General features: G+C 75.1%; 13 protein-coding genes. 4 read left to right on the forward strand and 9 right to left on the reverse strand.

What is annotated here, in order from left to right:
* Positions 1-195 precede the first annotated feature (195 nt).
* On the forward strand, positions 196-903 hold the full coding sequence (locus BX266_RS02865) for a DUF2278 family protein (RefSeq protein WP_099897351.1): 708 nt from the start codon (positions 196-198) through the stop codon (positions 901-903).
* Between the two features lie 636 nt (positions 904-1,539).
* Positions 1,540-3,180 carry a hypothetical protein gene (locus tag BX266_RS02875; RefSeq protein WP_099897352.1) on the forward strand — a complete coding sequence of 547 codons (1,641 nt, stop codon included), beginning with the start codon at positions 1,540-1,542 and terminating at the stop codon, positions 3,178-3,180.
* Positions 3,181-3,249: 69 nt separating this feature from the next.
* Here the strand turns inward: BX266_RS02875 and BX266_RS02880 are convergent, their stop codons facing one another.
* The 5 genes from BX266_RS02880 to BX266_RS02900 all read right to left on the reverse strand — a co-directional run bounded on the left by BX266_RS02880 (position 3,250) and on the right by BX266_RS02900 (position 8,350).
* Positions 3,250-3,516: a DUF4235 domain-containing protein gene (locus BX266_RS02880; protein ID WP_099897353.1), complete on the reverse strand. Its 267-nt coding sequence runs from the start codon at positions 3,514-3,516 to the stop codon at positions 3,250-3,252.
* Positions 3,513-4,031 carry a DUF3618 domain-containing protein gene (locus BX266_RS02885; protein ID WP_099897354.1) on the reverse strand — a complete coding sequence of 173 codons (519 nt, stop codon included), beginning with the start codon at positions 4,029-4,031 and terminating at the stop codon, positions 3,513-3,515. Before BX266_RS02885 ends, BX266_RS02880 begins: the two co-directional genes overlap by 4 nt.
* Before the next feature lie 193 nt (positions 4,032-4,224).
* Positions 4,225-6,273 carry a serine/threonine-protein kinase gene (locus tag BX266_RS02890; protein WP_180290355.1) on the reverse strand — a complete coding sequence of 683 codons (2,049 nt, stop codon included), beginning with the start codon at positions 6,271-6,273 and terminating at the stop codon, positions 4,225-4,227.
* A gap of 531 nt (positions 6,274-6,804) precedes the next feature.
* Complete coding sequence (locus BX266_RS02895; RefSeq protein ID WP_099897356.1) at positions 6,805-7,674, reverse strand: hypothetical protein; 870 nt, start codon at positions 7,672-7,674, stop codon at positions 6,805-6,807.
* Positions 7,675-7,708: 34 nt separating this feature from the next.
* Positions 7,709-8,350 (reverse strand): hypothetical protein, encoded by a 642-nt coding sequence (locus tag BX266_RS02900; protein ID WP_099897357.1) that lies wholly within the window; start codon positions 8,348-8,350, stop codon positions 7,709-7,711.
* Between the two features lie 440 nt (positions 8,351-8,790).
* Here BX266_RS02900 and BX266_RS02905 point away from each other — a divergent pair, with 440 nt between their 5' ends.
* Positions 8,791-11,619, forward strand: a complete 2,829-nt coding sequence (locus BX266_RS02905; RefSeq protein ID WP_099897358.1) for a BTAD domain-containing putative transcriptional regulator — start codon at positions 8,791-8,793, stop codon at positions 11,617-11,619.
* 61 nt (positions 11,620-11,680) lie between these two features.
* Here BX266_RS02905 and BX266_RS02910 read toward each other — a convergent pair whose 3' ends face one another.
* On the reverse strand, positions 11,681-12,583 hold the full coding sequence (locus BX266_RS02910; RefSeq protein WP_099897359.1) for an alpha/beta hydrolase: 903 nt from the start codon (positions 12,581-12,583) through the stop codon (positions 11,681-11,683).
* Between the two features lie 108 nt (positions 12,584-12,691).
* On the opposite strand from BX266_RS02910, the gene BX266_RS02915 reads away from it, so the two are divergent.
* Positions 12,692-13,132 (forward strand): MarR family winged helix-turn-helix transcriptional regulator, encoded by a 441-nt coding sequence (locus tag BX266_RS02915; protein WP_099897360.1) that lies wholly within the window; start codon positions 12,692-12,694, stop codon positions 13,130-13,132.
* 49 nt (positions 13,133-13,181) lie between these two features.
* On the opposite strand, the gene BX266_RS02920 is transcribed toward BX266_RS02915, so the two are convergent.
* The 3 genes from BX266_RS02920 to BX266_RS02930 all read right to left on the reverse strand — a co-directional run bounded on the left by BX266_RS02920 (position 13,182) and on the right by BX266_RS02930 (position 16,716).
* Positions 13,182-14,210 carry an ROK family protein gene (locus tag BX266_RS02920; RefSeq protein WP_099897361.1) on the reverse strand — a complete coding sequence of 343 codons (1,029 nt, stop codon included), beginning with the start codon at positions 14,208-14,210 and terminating at the stop codon, positions 13,182-13,184.
* Positions 14,211-14,396: 186 nt separating this feature from the next.
* Positions 14,397-16,058 carry an acyl-CoA dehydrogenase family protein gene (locus tag BX266_RS02925; RefSeq protein ID WP_099897362.1) on the reverse strand — a complete coding sequence of 554 codons (1,662 nt, stop codon included), beginning with the start codon at positions 16,056-16,058 and terminating at the stop codon, positions 14,397-14,399.
* Positions 16,059-16,104: 46 nt separating this feature from the next.
* A complete protein-coding gene (locus BX266_RS02930; RefSeq protein WP_099897363.1) occupies positions 16,105-16,716 on the reverse strand; it encodes a TetR/AcrR family transcriptional regulator in 612 nt (203 codons plus the stop codon).
* Between the last annotated feature and the right edge of the window lie 33 nt (positions 16,717-16,749).

The following is a 16,749-nucleotide window of genomic DNA, read 5'->3' on the forward strand; positions in this document are numbered from 1 at the left end:
ACGCCCGGCTGCTCACTCGTTCGGAGGCACCCCGACCCACGACCGAGTGAACGGCGCCCACCCCCACCGGGGGTCCGGGCCGCCGGGGCGGGTGAACATCGGGTGACACGGCGGCCGGTGGGCCGGCCGGTGCGGGAGAGTACGGGCAGGACGGCGGCCGCCCGCCGTTCGCCCGTTCCGCCGAGAGGACTCCCCATGCCCATCGCCCACTACGGTGTGCTCGCCGCCCGGGCCGTCGACCGTCGCCGCGAGGGGTCCTCGGACACCCCGCACTACCAGATCCACCTGGTGGACGCGGCCGGCACGCACTTCCGCGCCGCCGTCAACGTCGAGTCGCAGCAGGCCCCTTCGGAGCTGCTGTACCTGGTCGACGAGGACTTCGCCCACCCGGTGACGGCGCTGCTGCCCGCCACCGCGGCCGGCTGGACGGCGCTGCCCGCCAAGCCCGGGACGGCAGCGCTGGACTTCGTCCGCGGCAAGGTGCTCGAGCGCTCCGCGATGCGGACCCTGCCCCCGGACCGCCCGGGCGCCGACAACGACCTCGCGGACCTGCTGGACCGTCAGGTGCTGCCCGCGATCGCCGACCCGCACGCCGTGCTGTACGTGTTCGGCCAGCGCTGGCCGGCGGAACCGACCGTCCCCGACAAGGTGTTCGGCTTCAAGCCCGGCAACGGCGTGCACGACGTCCACATGAACCAGGGCAACAGCAAGCGCTTCAGCGGCGACGACGGCGTGTGGCAGGACGGCGCCCTGCTGATCCACCTCCCCGGCGAGTCCCGCTGGGCCGCGGTCTTCCTGGCCTTCCAGTCCCAGTCCTGGCACACCGACGACCGCACCGGTCACACCGTCGCCCCGCACCTCCCCAAGCCCCGCCCGACGGCCCGCGGCACCCGTACGCGGTGAACCCGGCGATCGACCACCCCGTGGGAGAGCACGCTCCCGCGCGATCGCCGACCTCGACGACCACCTGCTGGTCGGCGACTCGTTCGGCGCGAACATCGCGCCGACGCTCGCCACCCGCCGCCCGCCGGGCCTGCGCGCCCTGGCGCTGTCCGGCGGCTCCGCCGCCAACCCCGTCGACGGCGAGGGGGGCAGGTTCCCTGGAGCGCGGCGCGCAGCCGCGAACTGTTCCTCGTCACGCCGACTACGTCGGGGTGCTCGGCGGACGCCCGCGAGGTCGTGCTGCCGTGCAACCGCCCACATGTTCCGCTTCTTCGAGGACTTCCTCGCCGTCGCCCTGCCCAGCAGCACGGCACCTTGAGCCGAACCGGCCTCGGGCAGCTCCTGGTCTGCGCGAGCGGCACCAACCCCAGCCGACTGGTCGGGAGGTGACCGGCATCGAGGAGTTCCTCTCCACCTCGATGGGCGCCGCCTGCGACGGCCTGGACACGGACCCCCAACTGACGCCTCGCCCTCGACCGACACCACGGCCTCGCCCGCCCGGTTCCGCCAACTTCCCTACTCCAAAGCCGCTTTCGCGTAGATTGCCGGTCGGGGGGCCCGCGCGGCGGGCCGGGTCCGGGATCCGGGGAGCAGCAGTTGACGACGTTCATCATGGGGCACGGGAACTACAGCGGGCCGGACACCTTCGTGCCGGCGGGCCACTCGGTGGGGATCTACGCCGAAGTCGACACCCTGCTGGCGATCACCATCGGCATGTCGGTGCTGTCCGAGCCCGGGGGCTACCGGTCGGCGACCACGTTCGGCGGAGCGGACTCGCCGGTCACCCCGGTGCACAACTACCGGGTCGGGCCGCTCACCCACCCGGAGTTCCAGCGGCTGAGGTCCACCGACTCCGTGAAGAACCGGATCGTCTACGTCGGCTACGACCAGCGTTTCGACCGCGAGACCCAACTCTGCACCGCCGTGGGGACCTGCGGTCCGGCCGTGCACGCCTGCGACGGCATCCTGGGCCGGGTCCACGACCCGGACATCCGGCTCGCGTTCTGCGTCGGGGACGCCCGCCGGGCCGGGCTGTCCGACATGACGACCGTCTTCCCGTCGGTCGAGGAGTACCGGGCGCCCAACGCGGAGTTGGCAAGGTACGCGGCCGAGGCCGCACGGTGGTTCGAGCGGATCACCGCCGATCCGAACCGGGCGATCCCGGAGTTGTACCAGCTCGCGACGGACATCAAGGAGGCCCGCGAGCTGGCGTTCGTGCTGGCCTCCTCCGTCAAGCTTGACGAGCTGCTGATCCTGCACGACGCCCGGACCCAGCGCGCCGCCCTGAGCGCGGACGCCTTCCTCCACTACCTGCTCGGCCTCCCGGAGAAGACCCGCGCCACGGTCGTCGCGGCGCTGCGCGGGGACCCGGCTCCGCCCGCCGCGGTGGCGCCGGCCACCGCCGCGGACCGGTTCGTCGCCGCGTTCGCGACCGCCACCACCCAGCAGCGCCGCGACGCGTGGTTCGGGCTCCTGGAGCGGGAGCGCGCGGAGGCCGCCGAGAACCGGCTGATCAAGCTCTGGTCGACGAGCATCCTGCCCGTCGTCGAGCGCCACCGGGAGCTGGCCGCCTCCGCCGACCAGCCGGCCGGCTGGTTCGAGGCCGCCGCCCTCCGGACCGAGCTCACGGAGTTCGGGGACGACGAGGCCCAGCAGAACGACGCGTACCGGGCGTCCCTGGCGGCCTGCGTAGAGTTCGGCCGCACCGCGGGCCTGCCCGCCAGGCTCGCGCTCTGGCAGCGGTTGGACGGCCGGCCGGACGCGCGGCGGAGGTTGCGGACCGTGGTGTCGGGCATGAGCCCCGCGGACTGGGAAGCCGCCCCGCCGCCGAACGCCCGGGCCGAGCTGGCGGCGTGGGTGGCGCGGTACCGGGACTCGCTGGCCACGGTGTCGTCGTCCTCCTCGAGCTCGTCCTCCGACTCGAGCGAGGAGGACAGCCCGTTCCCGTTCTTCTGGGACGACGTCGACGCGGACAACCTGGCCACCGCCCGCCAGTGGGGTGTCGGCGACACCGTCCTGGTCGTCCAGGAGAACGGCCTGTTCAGGCTCGCCCTGCACACGGCCGAGCTGGCCGCTGCCTTCCGGACGGCCCGGTGCAGCACCTTCGAGGTGACCGCACTGCCCGCAGGGCGCGGCGGCACGCTCGCGTACGTTGCCGGCAGTGTGGACCGGCCGGCCCTCACGGCCTACCTGGCCGGCCTCGCCGCCCACAACTCCACGGTCATCACGCTGGCGTAGCCGCATCGCCCGGGCGTTCGCCGCTTCGGTGGTGCCGCACCGCTTCCGGTGCGGCACCACCGAAGCGGGTCAGCCGGGCCAGCTACCCGTCAACCGCCGCGCGGCGGTGGCCCCGCCGCGGTCGACGGCGGCCTTGACCAGTGAGAAGACCGCGCCCTGGAGCGCGGCGGCGAGCAGGACCTCCCGCCAGGTGCGGTCCTCGTCGGTGGCGTCCGGCGCGTCGTCGTCGTGGCCGATCGCCTTCCACACCTGCTTGAACGCCGCGCGGGCGGCCAGCCCGCCGACCAGGCCGAGCGCCAGGCCGACCGGCCGGTAGACGACCTTGACGACGTTCACTTGTTCTTCCGGTCGCCGTCCTGCCTGCCGCGCAGCACCAGCAGGGCGACCAGCAGCGCCGCGCCGCCGATCAGCAGCGACCCCCGGTTGGCCCGTACCGTCGCCGCCGCCGACGCCACCTTGGCGCGGACCTGGACCGGGGTCTTCTCGGCCGCCAGGTGCCCGGCGTGGGCCGCGCCGTCGCGGACCTGGGCGGCGGCGTGCACCACCTTGTCGAGCGCCGGGTCCGGGGTCTTCTCCTTGACCAGCTCGGCCGTGTGCACCGCCTTGTCGCGGAGCTGCCCGGTCAGCCGGCCGGCCTTCTCGACGACCTGCCCGGTCAGGTGCACGGTCTGCTCCTTCAGCTCGGCGGCCTGCCCCTTCATCGCGCTCGCCCCCTCCTTGACCTGCTCCTTGACGTCGGTCTTGGCGACCAGTGCCTCCAGGGTCCGGCCGAGCCGCTCCCTGGTGTGCTCGACCTGTTCCCGCAGGTGGTCGGCCGATACGGATCCGTCGTGCTGGGACTGGTGACTCATCGGTGTGCCCTCTCCTCCATCTCGGCCACGTCGGCCGTGCCGCTGTCACCTACCGGGGACCTGCCCCGCGACGCGTCTACCCCTGAACGCGCGGACCATCCGTCCGGTGTGAGGTAGCGGAAGCCGCGGCCCGGCCGCACCCGCCGGTAGAGGGCGCCGGCACCGAGGCCTACGCCGCCGGGGCGGACCCGGATCACGCCGACGAGTCCGCCGACGGTGACGAGTCCCGGGACGCGCGGGCCTGATCCTCGGACGGCTCGTCGGCGCGCGCCCGGAGTCCTTCCATGATCGCCTCGGCCAACTCGGCCTGACCGGTGTAGTGCGCGACCCGGTGATCGATCGTCAGGCTGTCGCGGTCGTCGGTGCGTTCGGCCGGGATCATCAGCCGGGCGAGTTCCTGGCCGTCCCCGGCCGGAGGGAGCAGGATGACGGCCAGGTCGGCGGCGGTGATCCGCTCCCCCACCGGGCCGGGCGGGACCTCCAGGCTGAGGTGGTACTCGTGCGAGCGGCCGTCGGGGACGTCGACCCGGAACTCGGTGACGCCGGGGCCGGTCGGCAGGCCGTGCCCGGTCAGGTCCTCGACCTGCGGGGAGACCAGTTTGAGGAAGCGCACGCCGCCGCCCGGCGGCGTGGTGATCCGCAGCGCCAGGTCACGGGCGAAGGCCTGCCGGGTCCGCTCCACGACCGCGTCGAGGTCCGCGGCCAGGGCGGCGGCCAGGCCCGGGGCGGAGTCGGCGTGGACGATGTCCACGGTGCCGCGCAGCGCCTCGCCGACGGCCCGCGCCTGCGCGACCTCCCAGCCGGTGCCGACGCCGCGCACGTGGCAGGAGAACCGGCCGGTGGACGCCGCGAGGGCGGCCGCCAGTTCGCCGGGGAGCTCGGCCTCCGACCTGAGGTCCATCAGCATGATCGCCGTGCGGACCGCGTCGGCGTGGCCCGCGAACAGCCGGTCGGCCATCCTGATCCACCGCCCGAAGGCGGCCGCCCGAACGGGTTCCAGCCGGTCGAGCGCCGCCCGGGCCTCGGCCTTGGTCGCCGGGGTGGCGCGGACGGTGCGCAGGCTGTCGGGGTAGCACATCGAGGCGTACTCCGAGCCGGTGACGACGGCGAACCGGTCGCCCTCGTCGAGGCCGTCGATGGTGTCGGCGACGGTGCGGGTGACGGCGCGCAGGTCCGCCACGGGCAGGGCGGTGGACAGGCCCAGCAGGAACACCAGGGCACGGGGCGCGGCGGCCGCCAGGTCGTGCGGGTCGGTGCTTCCGGCGGTGACGGTCACCATGGTGCTCAACTCCTGGCCGCCGGGCGGGAGGTACTCGTTCTGAGCGGAGGTCAGCACGATCCCGGGGTCAGCGGGCGTCGGCGGATCTCCCGGTCCGGGGCGGACGAACACCCCGTCGGGCAGCGTGGCCGGGCGGCCGTCGCCGTTCAGGGCCCGGAGCCGGTCGGCGACCACTCCGGCGTGGGCCGGGCGGTCGTCGGGGTGCTTCGCGAGCAACTGGGCGGCGAGCCGGTCGAGTACTGCGGGGACGCCGGGTCGCAGGGCGGCCAGTCGCGGCGGCGGGGTCGCGACGTGGTCGTGCATGGCGGCCCAGAAGTCCGGACGCCTCGGGAACGGGGTCCGACCGGTCAGCAGCGCGAACAGGACGCAGCCCAGCGCGTAGAGGTCGGTCCGTCCGTCGGCGCGTTCGGCCCGCCACTGTTCGGGGGCCATGTAGTCGGGCGTCCCCAGCACGCTGCCGGCCCGGGTCAGGCCCGAGTCGCCGCGGACGAAGCCGGCGATGCCGAAGTCGCACACCTTGACCCGACCGCCCGGGAGCAGCATCAGGTTGGCCGGTTTCACGTCGCGGTGGACGATGCCCCGGCTGTGCGCGTACCCGAGCGCGGCGGCGGCCTGGGCCAGCACGTCCACGGCCTTGCGCACGGGCAGGCCGGACGGCTGGTCCCGCAGCAGCGCGCCGAGGTTGCGGCCCGCCAGCAGTTCCATGATCAGGAAGTGCCGGCCGTCCTGCTCGCCGTGGTCGTGGACCTGGGTGATGCCGTCGTGCTGGAGCTGCGCGGTGATGCTCGCCTCGCGGTGGAAGCGGGCGGCGGCGCTGCCGTCCGCATCCGGTTCCGGGAACAGGAACTTGATGGCGACCCGTCGGCCGAGCTGCTGGTCGTGGGCGCGCCAGACCTCGCCCATCCCGCCCCGGCCGAGGCGCTCCTCCAGTCGGTAGCGACCCGCAACCAGACTCCCGGACATGTGCACGGCCCCCGATCCGGCCCCCGACGGCCGCACCTCCATCCTAGGCCCGCCGGTCGGGCCGACCCGGTCCCGATGGTCCGTCAGTTGCGCTGCGACGTACGGAGAAGCCTGCCCTGACCCGCACCGGACCGCTCTCCCCCTCCCGAGCCGGGCGAACGTCGGGCGCACGCCGTTGCGGGCATCAGTTAGGTGTGACTGACCTGCGCCCTCGTTCTCTCCCGCCCGCCGCCGCCTCGGTCGCCCGCGGCACCACCCGGTTCCCCACCAAGGTGCTTCAGGACTGGGCCGCGGCAGCTGCCCAAGCTGCCCGCCAACACCTGGGGGTGGGGCACCCTCGACGGTCGCCGTGATCGCCCTGGTGGGCGGCGGCTACCGCTTCTCCGAGCAGGGCCCGCCGCGCGACCCCCGCCGCGTCCCCGGCGGCCGAGCCGCTGCCGGGCTGAGCGGACCGCATGGCCGGGCGCTCCCCGGGCCGGCGCACGGCGGGCCCCCGACCGGTCGGTCGGGGGCCCGCCGTGCGTGCGGAGGTCAGACGGCGAGCAGGTGCTGGAGCAGGTCGCGGTACTCGCGGAGCGACAGGCGGAGGTTCTCGGTGCGGGCGGAGTCCTCCGCCGAGGTCCCCTGCCCGGCGTCGGGGTGCCAGGCGTCCCGCAGGGCCACGTGGCGCTCATGCAGGGCGTCGTTCAGCCGCTGCACCGCCTCGTCCAGCGCCTTGTCCGCCGCCGCCACGGCCTGGGCCGGGTCGTCCACGAAGGTGCCCACCGCGCGGTCCAGACGGCGCGTCAGCTGCGCGGCCAGGTCCGGCGGCAGGAGGGCGGCGACACCCTCCTCCTCGCGCGGGCGGCGCTCCTCCGCCTTGGCCAGGTCGGCGCGCGGCGTCCCGGCGGGAGTCTGAACGTCGTAGGACGCCGGACGCGACGAGCCTGCCGCAGGCGCTGCGGGCGCACCGGGGGTGGCAGGCGCGGCAGGGGCGGGCGTCGCGGTGTCGGTCCGGGCCCACCTGCCGTTGCCACCGCCGTTCGCCGTGCCCGGGGCGCTGCCCCGGTCGGCGGAGGTGCCGGTGCGGTCCCCGGCGGCGCTCTCGGTGTCGGTCCGGGCCCACCTGCCGTTGGTGCCGCCGTTCGCGGGGCCCGCGGTGCTGCCCGCGCCCGCGGCGCTGCCCCGGTCGGCACTCGTGCCTCGGTCGGCGGTGGTGCCGGTGCGGTCCCCGGCGGCGCTCTCGGTGTCGGTCCGGGCCCACCTGCCGTTGGTGCCACCGTTCGCCGAGCCCGCGGTGCTGCCCGCGCCCGGCGTGCTGCCCCGGTCGGCACTCGTGCCTCGGTCGGCGGTGGTGCCCGTGCGGTCCCGGGCGGTCTCGGAGTCGGTCTCGGTGCGGTGGTCGTGGTCGCTGACAGTCATGCGGTCCTCCTCGCTGGGGACGGAAACGATCGGGTCAGGCGTGGTGCTCGCGCTGCGCCGGCACGTGCGACGCCCGCCGGGAGGCCGGGACCCGCGGCTTCGCCGACGCTTCGTCGGGGACCCGCTCCGGGCTGCGGTCGGCGTTGACCAGCGCGACGAACAGCTCCCGCGCCCGGAGCAGCGTCACCCGCTGCTCCTCGGTGTTGGGGGTGGGGCCGGTGGTGTCCGGTCCGGGGAGTGCGCGCAGTGCCCGGTAGGCCTCGACGTGGTCGCCGTGGTCGACCGAGATCGCCTCGATCCGGGCGTCCGCGTCGGTGTCGGGGTAGCCGCGGTCGCGGGCCACCCGGGCGAGCAGGGCGTCCGCCTCGGCCAGGGCCTGCCCGGGGGCGTCGACGAAGTGCGCCTGCACCTCCCGCCACTGCTGTTCGGCCTGGGCCCGGGCGGTGGCGCCGAGCGGAGTCAGCGTCAGTTCCCGGTGGCGGGCGACGCGCTGGGCCAGGTCCTGTTCGGCCGCGGCGGTGTCGCCGCCGTGGCGGGCGACGGTGCGCTCGTACTCGGCGCCGAACCGGCGGCGCAGGTTCGGGTGCTGCTGCTGGCGGCGGAGGACGGCGGCCGCGCCGAGTGCCACCACCACCAGGGCGATCACGACGACCGCCACGATCAGACCGCTGGACATGCTCTGCCTCCTGACGGGCGGTCACCCGTCCCGGGCCCACCCTGTTCGGTTCGCTCGTCACTCCGGCTGACCCGAACGGCGGTCTCCAAACACCCTCGACGGCAGAGAGTCCGCGCCGCGCGAAGCGCCGTCCACGAACCGGCCGGCCCGAACTCCGGCTCCGGGGAACGACGACAGACCGCACGGACCCGCCCCCCGGCGGGCCCGTGCGGTGTCGTGCTGACCCTCCGCGCAGGCACGGAGGAGATCTGGCGGACCGTCAGTCCCAGACGGTGTCGCGGGTGGTGGGCTGCTTCGAGGTGGACGGACGGTTGCTCATCGGTGCTCCTCCCGGGGTCCGGCGGGCCGGGGTGCGGCCGGCTGCCTGGGGACCAGCCTGCGGGTGGTCACCCACAGCGAACTAACATGCGACCAACAGTCCGTTTCCAGCTGGGGAGCCCATGTCCGTCGCGTTCGGAGTGCTCGGCCCGCTGACCGTCCATGACGGCGTGGAGCCGCGGCCGATCACCAGCCCCACCCACCGGCTGCTGCTCACCCGCCTGCTGCTCGACCCGAACCGCCCGGTCGGCGTGGACGCCCTGCTGGCCGTGGTCTGGGGCGAGCGGCCGCCGCGCACCGCCGTGGCCTCCCTGCACAACCACGTGGCCCGGCTCCGGCGCGGTCTCGGGCCGCGCCTGGAGGACCGGCTGACCTCCACCGGCTCCGGCTACCAGCTCCGGGTCGGGGAAGATGAGTTGGACAGCAGCGTGTTCGCCGGTCGGCTGCAGCGGGCCCGGTCGGCGCACGGCGGGCAGGACTGGCCGACGGTCGCCGCGGAGACCGTGGCGGCGCTGGCGCTGTGGCGCGGCGGACCGCCGGCGGACTCGGCGGCGGTCGACCCGGCGGAGGCCGCCCGGCTGAGCGAACTGCGGCTGCAGGCGCTGGAGTGGCGCTTCGACGCCGAACTCGCCCTCGGCCGGCACCACGGCCTGGCGGCCGAACTGACCGGGCTGACAGCCGAGTTTCCGCTCCGCGAATCCTTCCACCGGCAGCTGATGCTGGCGCTGTGGCACGGCGACCGCCGGGCCGACGCCCTCGCGGTGTACCGGACGCTCCGCACCGCGCTGGTCGAGGAACTCGGCCTGGAGCCGGACGCGGCCGTCCAGCGGACGCACCGCGAGATTCTCGCGGGCGGACCGCGCCCGGCGCCGACCCGGCCGCAGGAACCCGCCGCCGCACTGCCGCCCGCGCCCCCCGCACTGCCCACCGCACCCTCCCAACTTCCGCTCGCTCCGGCCGACTTCACCGGCCGCCAGAGCGAACTGGACGCCCTCGCCCTGTACCTGCGCCCGGGGGAGCCGGGCGACCCGGCTCGGGTGGTGATCGTCACCGGGATGGGCGGCGTCGGCAAGACCGCGCTGGTGCTGCACGGCGCGCACGCCGTCCGCGAGGACTTCCCGGACGGTCAGCTCTACGCCGACCTGCGGGGCTTCGGCCTGTCCGAGGCCCGGACGCCGCACGACCTGCTGGGCCGCTTCCTGACCGATCTGGGCGTGCCGGGCCGGACCGTGCCCGCGGACACCGACGACCGCGCCGCGCTGTACCGCTCGCTGCTCGCCGAACGGCAGGTGCTGGTGGTGCTGGACAACGCCCGGGACGGCCGGCAGCTCGTCCCGCTGCTGCCGGGCACCGGCCGGTCCGCGGTGGTGGTGACCAGCCGTCACAAGCTGGCCGGGGTGCAGTGCTCGACCCGGATCCCGCTGGGACCGCTCAGCGCCCCGGAGCAGCGCGCCCTGCTGACCTCGATCTGCGGCGCCGAGCGGGTGGAGGCGGAGCCGGTGGCGGCGGGCCAGGTGATGGCCGCCTGCGCGGGTCTGCCGCTCGCGCTGCGGATCGCCGGCAGCCGGCTCGCGCACCGGCCGGCGTGGCGGCTCTCCGAGCTGGCCCGCCGGCTGGGCACCTCCAGCAGGCTGCAGGCGCTGGCGGTCGACCACCTGGCGGTCCGGGAGGCGTTCTCGTTCAGCTACGCCTCGCTGCTGGCGGGCGACCGCCCGCAGGAACGGGAGGCGGCCCGGGCGTTCCGGCTGCTCGGCCTCTGGCCCAGCCACCCGCACTCCGCCGAGTCGGTCGCGGCGCTGCTCGGCACGGCCGTGGACGAGGCGCTGGACGTACTGGACACCCTGGTCGACGCGCACCTGCTGGACGTCGCCGCCCCCGGCCGGTACCGGTTCCACGACCTGCTGGGCGAGTTCGCCGCGGAGCGGGTGCACGCCGAGGAGGCGGAGCCGCAGCGCGACGAGGCTCTGCAACGGCTGCTGGGCTGGTACACCTCCGCGGTGTCGGCGGCCAACTCGGTGATCACCCCGCTGGCGCTGCAGATCCCGGCGGTGGACGCCACCGGGCCCGACTGGGAGCTGTTCGAGACGCCGGAGCACGCCGACGAGGACGCGGCCCTGGAGTGGTGCGGCCAGGAGCTGGCGGCGATCCGGACGGCGGTCCGCCGGGCCGGCGAGCTGGGCCGGCCCGACCTGGCCTGGCGGATGGCGTCCGCCCTGTTCGGCTACGGCCTGACGTACTGGTGGAACGGCGAGTGGACGGAGTGCCTGTACGAGGCGCTGGCCCTCGCCCGGGCCGCGGACGACCTGCGCGGCCAGGCCTGGCTGCACGGCCGGCTCGGCGTGGCGTACGGCCTGGCCCGCCAGGTCGAGCCGTGCATCGAACACGTCCAGCAGGCCTACGAGTTCTTCGTCGCGGTCGGCGACCTGGCCGCCCAGCGGGTGGCGATGACCAACCTCGCCTCGGCCCTCAACCAGGCCGGCGAAACCGAGCGGGCCGGGGAGTGGGCCGCCCGGGCCGCCGAGTTGGAGCAGCAGCTCGCCGACCGCCCGGACGCCGCCCGGCTGGCCTCGCTCGGTGACCTCAACTTCCGGAAGGGCGACTTCGCGGCCGCGGAACTCGCCTACCGCGAGGCCATCGCCGGCTGGCGGGAGCTCGACTCGCGCTCCCAACTCTCCCTGGCGCTCTACAACCTGGGCGACACTCTGCGGGTGCAGGGCCGCACCGACGAAGCCGTGGACGCCCTGCTGGAGGCCCTGGCGATCCGCCGCGACCTGGGAAGCCGCGGCAACGTCGCCGACACCCTGGAGACCCTGGCCCGCACCCACTTCGAGCGCGGCGACCACCACGCAGCCCGCCGGTACTGGTCGGAGGCCCTGGAACTGGCCCGCCAGCACGGCCTGACCCACTTCGCCCGCCTCAGCGAGGAGGGCCTCGCCCAGGTCGCCTCCTGACCGCCGTCCGGTCGCGGCCACGGTGACCACCGAGCCGCCGGGCAGCGGGGTCGACCGATCGTCAGTCGGGCACGGACGCCAGGTGGCCGGTGAGGAAGCGGGCGGCCCGGTCGAGGGCGGCGTCCGCTTCGTCGAGGCTGCCGTAGAAGTGCTGGTAGACGTGCGACAGTCCGGCCCCGATCTCCAGCGTCACGTCGACGTCGTGCGCACCGGCCCGCCCCGCCAGCCGGACCGCGTCGTCGAGCAGCACCTCGTTGGCCCCGACCTGCACCAGCAGCGGGGGCAGTCCGGTGAGGTCGGCGAACAGCGGGCTGGCCAGCGGGTCCTTCGGGTCGCCCGCGGCGACGTAGAACTCGGCGTAGGCGCGGATGTCGGCCTCGGTGAAGATCGGATCGGCGCCGTCCTTGGACCGCATGCTGTCGCCGGACACGGTCTGGTCGGTCCATGGCGAGAAGAGCACCACGGCGGCGGGCTGCGGCAGCCCGGCGTCGCGGGCGGCGAGCAGGGTGGCGATGCTCAGGCCGCCGCCGGCGGAGTCGCCGGCCAGGACGAGTTCCCGCGGGTCGGTGCCGGTCGCCAGCAGCTCGCGGTAGGCGGCGAGGCCGTCCTCGACCGCGGCGGGGAAGGCGTGTTCGGGCGCCAGCCGGTAGTCCAGCGAGACGGCCCGGAGCCCCGCGCGACCGGCGAGTTCACCGACCAGCCCGGCGTGGGTCTCGGGCGATCCCACCACGTACCCGCCACCGTGCAGGTAGAGCAGGCGGCCGCGGGCGGAGGCGCCGGGCGGCTCGAACTCCAGGGCGGGGCGGCCGCCGAGGACGGTCCGGCGGGTGGCCACGCCCTCGCGAGCCTCGCGGGTGAGGGCGGCGGCGAAGCCGGCGCGCTGTTCCTCGACGGTGGGCGGCACGTCGCTCCGCGGGCCGGAACGGAGCATGGCGTCCAGGGCCTCGCGCTGCTGTCGGGACATGAGAGCCTCCTCGGGGCGGGATGCGAAACTGGATTCCCGGGAATCCATCTGTCCCTACCCAACCAGATTCCAGGGAAGATGATTCCCAGGAATGCATCGGAGGATCCTGTGACCCGCATCACATCCGTGTTCATCGATCTGGTCCGCGTCGAGACCCGGCTCTACAACGTGGTGAGCGCCCGACTGCGCGCCGAACAGGGCCTGGGGCTGGGCCAGTTCGAGTTCCTGGAGATCATCGACCGGGTGCCGGACTGCCGCGTGCTCGACATCGTCGGCGAGGTGGCGATCACCGTCGGAGCCGTCAGCAAGGCGGTCGACCGCCTGGTGGAGGCCGGCTGGTGCCGGCGCGCCGCGCACCCCAGCGACCGCCGCTCGTCCGTCCTGCGGCTCACCCCCGAGGGCGAGAAGCTGCTGACCGCCTCCCGCCCCGTCGTCGACCGCGAACTCCGCGCCCTCACCGCGGGGATCCCGCAGGCCGACCTGACCCGCCTCGCGTCGACGCTGGCCGCCCTCCGCACCACCCTCGAATCGGCCGCCGAGCCGGCCTGACCCCGACGGCGCACCTCAGCAGCCCTCCACCGCCCGCCCGTGGGTGCGCTCAGCGCACCAACGTCGCCCGCTCGACGGCGCCGCGCGCGGCGAGCAGCCGCCCGGCGCCGATCAGGCCGGAGTCGTCGTCCGAGGCGCCCAGCACCACCATCCGCCGGATCTCCTCCGCGTCGAGCCCGAAGCAGCCGAGCCGCTCCAACTCCCCCGTGAGGAGCTCGGCGTAGCGCGCCCCGATGGCCAGCGCGAACCCGCCGATCAGCACGTAGCGGCGGATGCCGATCGCGGTGAACACGGCGGTGATCGCGGCGGCGAGCGCGGTGATCCCGCCGAGCACCGCCGCGGTCGCGAACTCGTCTCCGGCCCGGACGGCGTCCACCAGGGCGTAGTTGTCGAGCAGTTCGGGCTCGGGCGCCTGCACGGCGAGTGCCGAGCGGGCGTAGCCGGCCGGGTCGGCGAGGGCGGCGCGACGGGCCGCGGCGAGCGCGCCGCGGCCGGAGGCGATCGCGCCGAGGTGGCCGCGGCCGCCGCAGTCGCAGGGCGCGGCGTCGGGCGACGGATCGACGGTCCAGTGGCCGAGTTCGCCGCCGTGGCCCTCGTCGTCGAGCAGCACCTCGCCCGCCCGGTAGACCTTGTTGCCGATGCCGGAGCTCACCGTGATCAGGCAGAACGGCTGGTCGTCCGCGGAGTCGACGTACCGCCAGACCGCGGCCGTCAGGTCGTTGACCACGACCACGGGCACACCGACGCGCTCCTCCAGCAGGTGCCGCACCGGCAGCTGCTCGCCGGGGCCGCCCCAGACGGTCGGCGCGGCCAGCGCCCGCCCGTCGGCGGTGACGGGGCCGGCGAAGGCGATGGCGACGGCGCTGCTGCCGTGCCGCTCGACGGCTTCGACGGCGAGCGCGCCGACCTGATCGAGCACCCGGGCCTGCAACTCGGCCACCGGCAGGCCGGGGTGGCCGGCGATACCGTCCGTGGAGACCCGCCGGATGTCGGTGACGGTGTCGGTGTCCACGCCGTAACGGGCGGTCCGCAGCGTGGTGCCGCCGAGGTCGATGACAGTGAATGCGAGGTCGGACAAGGGGTGCTCCCTGGGCTTCTCTGGTGCTCGACTTCCGTACGCGGCCGCCTGCCGGCCGGGTTCGCCGCGTGATCGTACAACGGTTCGCCCCTCCCATGGGAGCGCTCCCACACCCCGAGACGCCCAGCCCCCCAGCAGCCCCCACCCCGGCGCGCTGTCCGCCAGCCCCCGCGGCCGTCCGCCCGGCTACGCCTCGGGCAGCCGCGCCAGCAGACCTCCGAAGTCGGTGCCCGGCGCCAGGGTGCCGAAGGCCGAGCCGTGCTCGCCGGCCAGCCGGGAGGCGCAGAACGCGTCGGCCACCGCCGGCGGCGCGTGCCGGACCAGCAGCGAGGCCTGGAGCACCAGTGCGGCCCGCTCGATCACCCGCCGGGCGCGCAGCTGCGCGTCCTCGGTGGGGCGCAGCTCCTCGCGGAGTCCGGCCCAGGCGGCGTCCAGCCGGTGGTCGGCGCCCGCCGCGAGTTCCACTTCGGCCCGGAAGGCTTCCAGCGCCTCGGGCTCGCGGGCCAGCGCGCGTTGCAGGTCGAGGGCGTTGACGTTGCCGGAGCCCTCCCAGATGCCGTTCAGCGGCGCCTCGCGGTAGAGCCGGGGCATGCCCGAGGCCTCGTCGTAGCCGTTGCCGCCCAGGCACTCCAACGCCTCGGCGACGGCGACGGGTTGACGCTTGCACACCCAGTACTTGCCGGCGGCGGTGGCCAGTCGCAGGAAGGCCCGCTCCCCCGCGTCGCCGCGCTGCGCCCGGTCGGCGGCGCCGGCCAGTCGCAGGGCCAGGGTGGTGGCGGCCTCGGACTCCAGCGCCAGGTCGGCGAGTACGTTGCGCATCAGCGGCTGGTCGATCAGCAGCGCGCCGAACACGGAGCGGTGGCGGGCGTGGTGGGCGGCCTGGGCGAGCGCGGCGCGGGTGCCGGCGGCGGAGCCGAGGACGCAGTCCAGGCGGGTCATCGTCACCATGTCGATGATGGTGCGCACGCCCTTGCCCTCGGCGCCGACCAGCCAGGCCACCGTGTCGTCGAACTCCGGCTCGCTGCTGGCGTTGGCGCGGTTGCCGAGCTTGTCCTTGAGGCGCTGGATCCGGAAGGTGTTGCGGCTGCCGTCGGGCAGGACGCGCGGGACGAGGAAGCAGGACAGGCCGCCCGGGGCTTGGGCGAGGACCAGGAAGAGGTCGTTCATCGGCGCGCTGGTGAACCACTTGTGGCCGCGCAGCCGCCAGCTGCCGTCGGGCTGCTCGGTCGCGGTGGTGGTGTTGGCGCGGACGTCGCTGCCGCCCTGCTTCTCGGTCATGCCCATTCCGGCGAGCAGGCCGTTCTTGCCCGCCGGGGCGCGCAGTCCGGGGTCGTACACCCGGCTGGTGAGCAGCGGCTCGTAGGTCTTGGCGAGTTCGGGGGCGTGGCGCAGGGCGGGGACGACGGCGTAGGTCATGGACACCGGGCAGAGGTGGCCGGGTTCCAGGGTGGTGGCGACCATGAAGCCGGCGGCGCGGGCCACGTGCGCGCCGGGGCGGGGGTCGGCCCACGCGGCGCCGGCCAGGCCGGCGCTCACCGACAGGTCCATCAACCGGTGGTAGGCGGGGTGGAACTCGACCTCGTCGATCCGGTTGCCGTACCGGTCGTGGGTGTGCAGTTCGGGCTCGTGGCGGTTGGCCTGGTCGGCCCACTGCTGGGCCTCCGCGCTGCCGGCCACCCGCCCGAGGCGGTGCAGTTCCTCGCGGTGCCAGCCGGCGCCCTCCCGTTCCAGGCCTTCCAGCAGGACCGGGTCGGCGGCGACGTCGTGGCCGGCCAACGGCGGTGCCTGGTTGGTGACTTGGTGGGTCACGCCGGTGGGCCGGCTGACGGGTGCGGCGGCTGCGGACACGGGATCCTCCGGAGGGTGGCAGGGAGCTGACGGGTGTCGGGTCGGGTCAGCCGGCGGGGGCGGCGCCGGCGCAGCGCAGGGCCATCGCGACGAGTTCGGCGAGGAGGTCCTCGACGGCGCGGCCGTCGGGCGCGCCCAGCGGGTCGACCAGCACCTCGCCGATCGCGCCGGTCAGCGCGGCGGCCGTGATCTCGCCGTTCTGGGCCGGCAGTACGCCGTCGGCGACGCCCTCGCGCACCACGTCGGCGAACAGTGCGCGGTAGCGGCGGCGGTAGGCCAGGCGTTCGGCGCCGACGGCCGGCTCGGCGGGGGCGGCGAGCAGCGCGTAGGCCAGGCCGCGGTTCTCCAGGGCGCGGCGGGCGAACACCTCGACGCCGCGGCCGAGCCGCTCGACGGGGTCGCCGGGGCTGTGCAGCACCTCGCCGAGCACCTCCACCTCCCGCCCGGCGGCGCGCCGGAACACCTCCACGGCGAGGGCCGCCTTGGACGGGAAGTGCTGGTACACCGAGCCGGCCGCGATGCCGGCGGCGTCGGCGACGGCCGTCACCGACGCCTGTGACCAGCCCACTTCCGCGACGACCGCGGTGGCGCAGCCGACCAGGCGTTCCTTGGCGGTGCTGAGGCGGCGGAGTTCGGCCGGGGTCTTGCGGTAGGCCATGGAAGAAGTGAACCACCATTCAAAGCTTCCGCC

This window comes from Streptomyces sp. TLI_171 (assembly GCF_003610255.1).
Taxonomy (GTDB): Bacteria; Actinomycetota; Actinomycetes; order Streptomycetales; family Streptomycetaceae; genus Kitasatospora.